The sequence below is a fragment of the Streptomyces altiplanensis genome (assembly GCF_053591575.1).
The window spans coordinates 24,232-33,287 of record NZ_JBSFUB010000080.1; the positions used below are offsets into that span (position 1 = coordinate 24,232).

Below are 9,056 nucleotides of genomic sequence, written 5' to 3' on the forward strand. Positions count from 1 at the left end.
TCCGCGCGAGCGGGCCCGAGATCAAGTGCCGGGCGACTCCCCCTGCCTCACACCCCCTGTCACCGATGTGACGAACCGGGGATCCGACGGAACCCGACCGTGAACCAGAGGGGAAGCCTGCAGGAGCAAGCGAACAAAAGAAGCATAACTGGTAGTTGGGATCGGGCTTGAAACTTCCCCGTGATCCTGGACACGTTTCCGTCACGTGGCGAGGGCGTGGTCCGGTTCCGCCCCCCGACGGCGCCAGCGGGTCCGGCGAGGGGTGAAACAACCCCACTCGGGGGGCTTGGCCAGGTCAAGGCCCGTCCTCATGGCCCTCGCCCTGGACGCGTGCGTCCCTTGGGCGGAGCGCATGTTCAAAAGAAGGCCACCCCGCTGCCCACCGGACACCAAACCGTGTGACCAGGTTCGACGCATCACTTGATATCGGGTGTTAAAGATCAAGTTAGGGTGGCCGTCGCTCCAGTAAGGGCTTGTACGACGAAGGGTAAGAACTGTGGCTGGACTGCCCATGAGCAGTGGCTGGATCCGCCGGTTCCATCCGGCGCCGGAGGCAGGCACCCGCCTGGTCTGCTTCCCGCACGCCGGTGGGTCGGCCACGTTCTACTTCCCCGTCTCCCGGGCGATGTCCCCCGGCGTCGACGTCCTGGCGGTGCAGTACCCCGGTCGGCAGGACCGCATGTACGAGCCGCATGTGGACGACATTCCGACCCTGGCCGACCGGATCACCGAGGAGCTCGTACGCTGGGCGGACCGACCGCTGACCCTGTTCGGCCACAGCATGGGAGCGACGACAGCATTCGAGGTCGCGCGACGGCTCGAAGCCCGGGGGATCGTACCGCTGGGGTTGTTCGCGTCCGGGCGCAGGGCGCCCTCGCGCCATCGCGGCGAGCAGGTCCATCTGCTCGACGACGACGGGCTCATCAGGGAGTTGCGGCGGCTGAGCGGCACCGATGCGGAGGTGCTCGCCGACGAAGCGATTCTGCGCATGGTCCTGCCGGCCATGCGCAGCGACTACCGCGCCGTCGAAACGTACCGCTACGAGCCGGGTCCTCCGCTGAACTGCCCGGTCATCGCCTTGACGGCCGACGACGACCCCTTGGTGGAAGTGGCTGAGGCCAGGGCGTGGGCGCAGCACACGGTCGCCCCGTTCCGCATCCGGGTCTTCACCGGCGGGCACTTCTTCGTCAGTGCCCACGCGGAGAGCGTCGTGGGGGAGATCACCAGGCACATCGAGGCCGCGACGACGCGGCGCTGACCACGCGTCGGCAACGAGGGCAAGGAGCTGGGACCACTGGAACTCCACGAGTACGCGTTCTTCGACGCGGTCGGTCTGCGGGAGCTGATCCGGGACAGGGAGGTGACCGCGGCCGAGGTGGAGCAGGTGGCACGGCTTGCGCTGGAGCGGGCCGACGCCGATCTCAACGCGCTGACCCGGCCGTTGTTCGACCCGTCCCTGGCCCATGAGCCCGACGGGCCGCTGGGCGGGATCCCCTTCGTCATCAAGGACAGCGGCCCCTTCGCCCAGGGGGTGCCGTTCACGCTCGGCAGCCGCAGCATCAACGGCGCCTATGCGGTGGTCGACCACGACCTGATGGCCCGGTTCCGTGCCGCGGGTCTGGCGGCACTCGGGCAGAGCACCGCACCGGAGTTCGGGCTGAGCTTCGCGACCGAGTCGGTGCGCTACGGCCCCACCCGCAATCCCTGGGACCTCGAGCGCGGCGTGGGCGGGTCGAGCGGTGGCGCGGCCGCGCTCGTCGCCGCGGGTGCGGTACCGCTGGCGCACGCCAACGACGCAGGCGGCTCCATTCGTGTCCCGGCGTCCTCCTGCGGTCTCGTCGGCCTCAAGCCGAGTCTCGGGCGCACCCCGTGCGGGCCGCTGAGCGGTGAGGCCGCCTTCGGGCAGCTTGTGGAGTTCGCGGTGACCCGTACCGTGCGGGACACTGCGCATCTGCTGGACGCGGTCTGCGCGCCCGCGATCGGCGACAAGTACCAGGCGCCGTCGCCGGTGCGCCCGTACGCCGAGGCCATCCGTACCGATCCGGGGCGGCTGCGGGTGGCACTCACCACCTCGGCGTGGGCGGGCGGGTCGGTGGACGCGCAGGTGACGGAGACCACGGTGACCGTCGGCAAGGTGCTGGAGTGGATCGGCCACACGGTGACCGAGACAGAGCTGGACGTCGATGGTGAAGCGGTCGTCGAGGCCGCCATGCTCACCGCCGTCACCACAGGTGGCGCGGTGTTGAGGGGCGCGCCCCGCCGGCCCGACGCCTCGTCACTGGAAGCGGTGTCGCGTCGTGTGCTCGCCGAGACCGAGGCGTTCACCGCGCTGGACGTCATGAAGGCGATGGAGGCCCAGCACCGGGTGACCCGGCCCGTGGGCCGGTTCTTCCAGGAGTACGACCTGCTGGTCACGCCGACGCTGGCCCGGCTGCCCGCTCCGCACAGCACCCTGGACTACGACGATCCACACCATTCGGTGCGCTCCTGGCTGAGCCGCATCTTCACGCACGGGCCGTTCACCGCCACGTTCAACGTGTCAGGGAATCCGGCCGTCAGTCTGCCTCTCGGCCAGAGTGTGGAAGGTCTGCCCATCGGGGTGCAGCTCGTCGCGGCGCATGGCCGGGAGGACCTTCTGCTCCAGGTGGCCGCACAGTTGGAGCAGGCCGTGCCGTGGAAGGACCGCCAGCCGCCGGCGTACGTCGGCTGACACCCGGGGCGGCCGGGCGGGCAGGCGGGCAGGCGGGCAGGCGGGCAGGCGGGCAGGCGGGAGCGTGCCGTGAGCTCCGGCACCGCCCCGTCAGGGGCCGGAACCGGAGCACAGAGTCAGGAGAGTGGACCTCGCCCGCGGACGACGACCGCGGTGGCCAGGTGGCCGGGGCCCTCACCGGCCATGCTTTGCCACCGTCCCTCGAAGCGGTCGATCCGCTCCCCGGAGACGACCGGCCCGGGGACCTTGAGGGTTCCTGTGAAGGTTCCCCGGTTCGGATCGGGCTCGATCACGCACTCGCTGAAGTCCAGCCAGCGGCCGGTCAGCGGGTACCAGGCCTTGAAGACACTCTCCTTGGCGCTGAACAGCAGCCTGTCCCAGGCGATAGTGGGTTCGGCCGCAACGAGCCGTTCGAGGATGCCGCGTTCCTCGGGCAGCACCACCAATTCCGCCACGCCGTCGGGTACGGGGGCGTTCGGTTCGGCGTCCACGCCCACCGAGGCGATCGCCGAACGCCGGGCCACCGCCGCGGCGCGGTATCCGTCGCAGTGCGTCATGCTTCCGACCACGCCCTCGGGCCACTTCGGCGCGCGGTGCGCCCACGGCGGGCCTTCCCGGGAGGGCAGGATCGGCCCAGGTGCCACGCCGAGCTGGGCCAGCGCGATGCGCGCGCACCGCCGTACGGTCGCGAACTCCCGTCGTCGCGCCTCGACGGCGCCGGCCACAGCCTCGGCCTCCTGCGGGAACAGTGCGACGTCCGGTGGGTCGGTGAACAGCTCACTGACCATCACGTCGTCGGGGAGCAGCCGGCTGAGCAGCCCGCGTCGGCCGATGGCGGCGGTCATCGCATACTTCCCGGTCCGGGGAGTATGCGGCAGAGCCCGGCGGGCGCGACCGGCCGACGGCGCCACTCACGCGGATAACCGAGCGACACCTCGCGGTGAGGCACCCCGTCGCACTCGATCGTGCGTGGGATGTGCAGATGCCCGTAGACGACGGTGACCGCGCGGTACCGCACGTGCCAGTCGGCCGTGGCCTCGGTGCCGCACCACAGCGCGAACTCCGGGTAGTGCAGGACGCGGGTGGGCTCGCGCACCAGTGGGAAGTGGTTGACGAGCACCGTGGGCAGTGCGGGGTCGATCCGGTCCAGCCGCGAGCGAGTGTAGGCCAGCCTCGCCCGGCACCACGCCTCACGGCTGGGGTACGGGTCGGGGTGCAGCAGGTACTCGTCGGTGGCGACCACGCCCGCCTCATGGGCGACGTCGAGCGCCCCTTCCTTGGTGTACGTGCCTTCGGGCCGGAACGTGTAGTCGTACAGCACGAACAGCGGCGCGACCACGACCGGACCGCCGGCGCCCTGCCACACCGGGTAGGGATCCTCGGGCGTGACCACCCCGAGGCCGCGCAGGGTTTGGACCAGGTGCAGGTAGCGCTCCTCACCACGGAACCGGACCGGATCCTTCGGCGGGGTCCACAGTTCGTGGTTGCCGGGGGTCCAGATGACCTTGGCGAAGCGATCATTCAGTGTCCCGAGCGCCCACACGATGTCGTCGAAGATTTCCGCGACGTCTCCGGCGACCACCAGCCAGTCATCGTCCGACTCCGGTCGCAGACCTTCGACGATGTCGCGGTTCTCGGCATGGCGGACATGAAGGTCGCTGATGGCGAACAGACTCATCTCAGCGCCCCCGCCGCACCGTGATGGCCGCACTACCCGTCCTCATACACACCGCTTCCGTCCATGTCCCCTCCGCACGCTGCATCTGCGCATGTCCTGTCCCCCCACGCCGCCCCGCCCCGCGATGCGGAACGACACACGACCGTCCCACTCTACGTGCCCCGGTCCCAGAGGCCCGGGCACGTGGCACCTTGGCCGGCAAGGCCCCTGCGCGGCGCCGCCAGGAGTGTCCGCAGAGGCGCGGCGGCCGACAACGTCGCCCCGGTGCCCCTCATCCAGCCCTGCGCGCATCCGTGTCGGATGGCCCCGAAGATCTCAGTAGCGCGAGATTCATTTCAGTGGGTGAACGCTTTCAGCGTGGCCACTGATCGGGTGACGCTGGTGGCATGCGCAACGCACGAGACTCCCGTGCCGTTGGGGAGGTGTTCGAAGTCTCAACCCGCAGGCGCGGGAGCCGCGTTGGTTCCCTATTCTGCCGCACTCGCTCTGCCTCATGCGCTGGTCGAGTGGGTCACGATGCTCATCGTCACCCGCGAGGGTGGCCGTCGATGCAAGCTCCCGCCGCACCAACGTGCCCTGGTGGCTCCGGTGTACCTGCGTCGGCATGACCCCCTCGTGCAGCTCGCGGCCGGCTTCGGCATCCCAGTCGGCATCGCTCACGCCTACGTGGCGACCGTCGTCGACCTGCTCGCCGACCGCGCGCCCGGCCTGCTGCGCGCCCTGCGCGAGGCCGACTCGGACTATGTCTTGCTTGACAGCACGCTCGCAGAGTGCGACCGGGTCGGTGACAGCCGGGCCGGCTATTCCCCCAGGCATCGTCGGCACGGCGTGAACGTGCAGCTGCTGACCGGCCCGGCCGGACGGCTGCTGTGGATCTCACCTGCACTGCCCGGCCGCGTACACGACCTGACCGCGGCCCGCACCCACCGGATCATCCGGCTCTGCGAACGCCTGGGTGTCCCGGTCCTTGCCGACCGCACCTCCCTGGGAGCCGGCCCATGGGTGACGGCACCCCTCAGGCGCCCGCCGGGCCGCGACCTCACACCCACCCGGCAAACCGTCAACCGCGCGCTCTCGGCGGCGCGGGCACCAGTTCAGCGCGGCCTCGCACGACTGAAGTCATGGCGGATCTTCCGCGGAGCCCGGTGCAGCCCTAATCGAATGTCGTCAATCGCCGCCACCGCCCTCACCCTGGAGCAGCAACACTGAAAGAGCCCACTGAGCCGGGAAGCTGATCACTCGCCGGCAGGTTGGGCTGAGTCCGCTGTCGGCGGAAAACCCGAGGAAGGACGCGGCGGCCTGCCAGCATGACCCGATGAGCAAGCAGACGGCAGTACGCCGACTTGACCTGGGCTACTTCGTCCGGCCGGCATCGGAAACCGGTGGCTTGCAGCCTCGAGTTGAACCCGTCTTCGCCTATCTCGTGCAGCGTGACGAGGGGCTGCTTCTCTTCGACACCGGTGTCGGCGCTGCCGACCCAGAAACCGAAGCCCACTATCGCCCCCACCGCAGGCCGCTCGAGGGAGCCCTCGCGGCTGCAGGAGTCACCCTCGCGGACATAAACCTGGTTGTGAACTGCCACCTCCACTTCGACCACTGCGGCGGGAATCCCTTGCTGGGCGGCAAGCCCATCCTCGTGCAGTCCGTGGAGCTGGCCACAGCCCGCCGAGGCGGCTACACCATCGACGAACTCGTCGACTTCCCTGGCGCCACCTACCAGGAGATCACTGGAGAAACCGAGGTCTGGCCGGGGGTCTGGATCATCCCAACCCCCGGGCATACCGCCGGGCACCAGTCGCTCGTGATCCGGCAGAACGACGGCACCGTGGTCCTCGCCGGCCAGGCCCACGACTTCGCATCCCACTTCGCTTCGGACCATCTGGCCCGCCAGGCCGTCCTCCACGGCCTCGAACCGCCGCCTCCCACCTATCAGCCATGGCTGGAGCGACTCACTGAATTCGACCCCCGCCGCGTGCTCTTCGCACACGACTGCTCCGTCTGGGAACCGCCTCGGCACAGCGGTTGACGCCAGCCGCCCCAACTGCCATCTGATCAACCAGAGCAGCCCTTGGAATCGATCATCCAGAGAGTGGCGGGAAGCAGCACCTGCCTATCACGGCGTGATAGGCAGGGACTCGCATCTCCGCGCGTGCCTCATGTAGAGGGACGCCGGTGGCGCCGACACTCGTTGTTACGCTTTGACTTACAACTTGGCGCGAGTTCCGGGGCCGGCCAATCCCGGAACGCCACGGCCAGGTGTGTCAGCTCAGTGGGCGGTCCAGCCACCGTCGACCGGCAGTACTGCACCTGTGGGGCAGGACGCCGCTGGGCTGGCGAATAGAACTGCCGCGCTGAAGAGTTCATCGGGGCCGGCCCAGCGCCCCATGGGGCTTGGTGGCCGCGGAAGTCCCGGACATGCGGGTCGTCGTCGACGCCGTCGTTCAGCGGTGTACGGAAGGAGCCGGGAGCCGGCGCGTTGACGCAGATACCGGTGCCGGCGAGTTCGACGCCGAGGCCGGCCGCTGGTCAGGACCAGACCGGGCTCATCCTCGGAGACGAATACGAGGCTGTTGGCGATTGCGCCTACGTGGCACCCCAGGGCTTCGGCGGCCGCGCGTGTCGACTCCGTCAGCTCGCGTACTCGGCCCCCGATGCCTGCCTCAGCGAGGATGCGGGCCACCTCAATGCTGCGAGCGGGCAGGGACGTGCCTTCCTGGGGCGCCATGTAACTCCTTTATGCAGCGCCGCACTACCGCGTGTTCCACATACGGAGCCCTTTCCAACCTGACCGCCGAGATTCTCAAGATGTTGCCCAGCCCAGCCCAGCCCAGAGCATTCGACGCTCGACTCCGCCAACGGTAGAACCGCTGCTCAGGGAGCCGGGTCGGTTGCCACCGCAGTCCAGGAACCTTGCTTGACCAGAGCAGATGCCAGGTGGGAAAACGCTCACTGAGTTCCAAGAACGCCAGACCCGCGTGTCGGGGCACGGAGAGGGCTGAGGAGCGGGACGGATATCGTCTTGGCATGAAACAAGAGTTCGATCTTGCTGCATCCCTCGTCGACGGCGTCGAAGGACGCAGTGGTGCATGGAGCTTCATCCAGGGGTTCGCCGCCCACTGGGCCGGCGCCCTGAAGAGCAGCGACGGGTGGACGGAAGCCGATCTGGCAGCGGCCGAGGAGAGGCTGGGTGTTCGGCTGCCGGCCGCGCTGCGCGAGGCGTACCTGCTGTTCGGGCGCCGCCGGGATCTGACCAGCAATCACGATGTGCTGCTCGACCCGGCGGAGCTGTATGTGGACGATGCCAAGGAGGCCCTGGTCTTCCGGCACGAGAACCAGGGAGCCGCATCCTGGGGCATCCTCCTCGACAGCCTCCAGGACGACGACCCTGCGGTATTCATCCGGCTCGACCTGGCCGATAAAACCGCCGAGCGGTGGGAAAGCTGGCTGGAGCGTCTTTCCCTCTGCTTCGTCGAGATCGTTCTGTCGGAGTCCGTCCAGGCCGACGGAGAGTCGTGCGACTTCCTTGACCCCGACGATGACAGCACCGAACTGCTGGAGAAGAACTACGTCCAGCTGCCGTTCCCGGCCTATCCCCTCGGCGAGGAAGACCACGCGACTCGCTGGTTCCTGGGCCAGGACGCCCTGCTGCGCGACGACGGCATGGCCATCTTGGCCCGTGGCCGGACGGCAGAAGACCTCGACCGTGTTCGTGACCTGATCCCGGGCGACTGGCTCAACGACTATCGCTGACCGCGTTCAAGACTCCTGTCAGCCGAGCTTCCCCACGCCGGAGTCAGCCCAGAGGCTGCTGTTCGGCTCTGGCGCGGGTGGCGAGGTGGTAGACACCTCACGATGCCAACGCGTCAAGTTGTCCACGACCTCTTGCGGGGGTGACCGAACAGACAGGATCACCTGGTGCGAGAATCACGCCATGGCCATGGCACGGCATTGGTATGCCTCTTCTCCCCTCGTGGACGGTCTGCCATTGCTGGCGGAACCGGAGTTCTGGGCCGCGCACTTGGTGGAGCTGTACGAGGGTGCGCAGGTGGAGTCCTTCGGTGTGGACCCGGCGGACGTCGAAGTCATGCTGGAGTGCCTGTACGACAAGGCCGCTTGGCCGATGTTCCAGATTCCGCTCGCGGGCGGACACAGCATCTTCCTGTATTACAACAGCGGCGAGGAGTGCACCTCCACCGACTACTTCATCGTGCACCCCGACTGGCGGACGGATGGTCTGGTCCTGGCCAGCACGGACGAGGACCGGATCGGCCCCGGCCTGTGTTGGCCCGAACTCGCCGCGCTCCTGCCCGCCCCGGACGCCGGAGAAGGAGTGACCGACCCGCATGCCCGGCTGCTTCTGTTGCTGCCCGTCCTGGGCGACGCGAACGTGCCGGCGGAAGCCGTCACCCTGGTGAAGCAGGCTCTGAAGGCTCAAGGTACCCCGGACGATTGTGAGCCTCTGGCCCGGCACCTCCTGCGGGGACACCCCATGTGGGGAGCTGCAGACTGGCTGTTTGACGAGGATGAGCGCGCCTGGATCTGCGCAGGCGAACACAGCCCCCGCAGGATTCCACTAGGTGATGTTTCTCGGATCTCCTGACGTGAGTGGGGTGTTGAGGTCAGGCTGGCTGCATGGGCCGTGGGGATCTGACGAACGCGGAGTGGGAC

General features: G+C 68.5%; 7 protein-coding genes and 1 pseudogene. 6 read left to right on the forward strand and 2 right to left on the reverse strand.

The annotated features are described in order from the left end of the window. Positions 1 to 511 precede the first annotated feature (511 nt). A complete protein-coding gene (locus ACWD0Y_RS27630) occupies positions 512 to 1,258 on the forward strand; it encodes a thioesterase II family protein (RefSeq protein ID WP_450263038.1) in 747 nt (248 codons plus the stop codon). A 207-nt stretch (positions 1,259 to 1,465) separates the two neighbouring features. Next, a pseudogene (locus ACWD0Y_RS27635) lies at positions 1,466 to 2,710 on the forward strand (amidase); the annotation flags it as partial. A 116-nt stretch (positions 2,711 to 2,826) separates the two neighbouring features. Here the strand turns inward: ACWD0Y_RS27635 and ACWD0Y_RS27640 are convergent. Then, positions 2,827 to 3,528 (reverse strand): 4'-phosphopantetheinyl transferase family protein, encoded by a 702-nt coding sequence (locus ACWD0Y_RS27640; RefSeq protein WP_450263044.1) that lies wholly within the window; start codon positions 3,526 to 3,528, stop codon positions 2,827 to 2,829. 23 nt (positions 3,529 to 3,551) lie between these two features. Continuing rightward, complete coding sequence (locus tag ACWD0Y_RS27645) at positions 3,552 to 4,388, reverse strand: metallophosphoesterase family protein (protein WP_450263039.1); 837 nt, start codon at positions 4,386 to 4,388, stop codon at positions 3,552 to 3,554. 459 nt (positions 4,389 to 4,847) lie between these two features. Between ACWD0Y_RS27645 and ACWD0Y_RS27650 the strand changes: the two genes are divergently transcribed. From ACWD0Y_RS27650 to ACWD0Y_RS27665, 4 genes are all read left to right on the forward strand, one after another. After that, positions 4,848 to 5,597 (forward strand): transposase family protein, encoded by a 750-nt coding sequence (locus ACWD0Y_RS27650; protein ID WP_450263045.1) that lies wholly within the window; start codon positions 4,848 to 4,850, stop codon positions 5,595 to 5,597. A 106-nt stretch (positions 5,598 to 5,703) separates the two neighbouring features. Then, complete coding sequence (locus tag ACWD0Y_RS27655) at positions 5,704 to 6,414, forward strand: N-acyl homoserine lactonase family protein (RefSeq protein WP_450263040.1); 711 nt, start codon at positions 5,704 to 5,706, stop codon at positions 6,412 to 6,414. A gap of 998 nt (positions 6,415 to 7,412) precedes the next feature. Next, positions 7,413 to 8,138, forward strand: coding sequence for an SMI1/KNR4 family protein (locus tag ACWD0Y_RS27660; protein ID WP_450263041.1), 726 nt, complete (start codon positions 7,413 to 7,415; stop codon positions 8,136 to 8,138). A gap of 181 nt (positions 8,139 to 8,319) precedes the next feature. Next, on the forward strand, positions 8,320 to 8,988 hold the full coding sequence (locus ACWD0Y_RS27665) for a hypothetical protein (RefSeq protein WP_450263042.1): 669 nt from the start codon (positions 8,320 to 8,322) through the stop codon (positions 8,986 to 8,988). The last annotated feature ends 68 nt before the right edge of the window (positions 8,989 to 9,056 follow it).

What these genes read in the sequence shown, in the direction of transcription:
- ACWD0Y_RS27630 (WP_450263038.1), top strand. Translation starts at nt 512, where the DNA reads ATGAGCAGTGGCTGGATCCGCCGGTTCCATCCGGCGCCGGAGGCAGGC.
- ACWD0Y_RS27645 (WP_450263039.1), bottom strand. Translation starts at nt 4,388, where the DNA reads ATGAGTCTGTTCGCCATCAGCGACCTTCATGTCCGCCATGCCGAGAAC.
- ACWD0Y_RS27655 (WP_450263040.1), top strand. Translation starts at nt 5,704, where the DNA reads ATGAGCAAGCAGACGGCAGTACGCCGACTTGACCTGGGCTACTTCGTC.
- ACWD0Y_RS27660 (WP_450263041.1), top strand. Translation starts at nt 7,413, where the DNA reads ATGAAACAAGAGTTCGATCTTGCTGCATCCCTCGTCGACGGCGTCGAA.
- ACWD0Y_RS27665 (WP_450263042.1), top strand. Translation starts at nt 8,320, where the DNA reads ATGGCCATGGCACGGCATTGGTATGCCTCTTCTCCCCTCGTGGACGGT.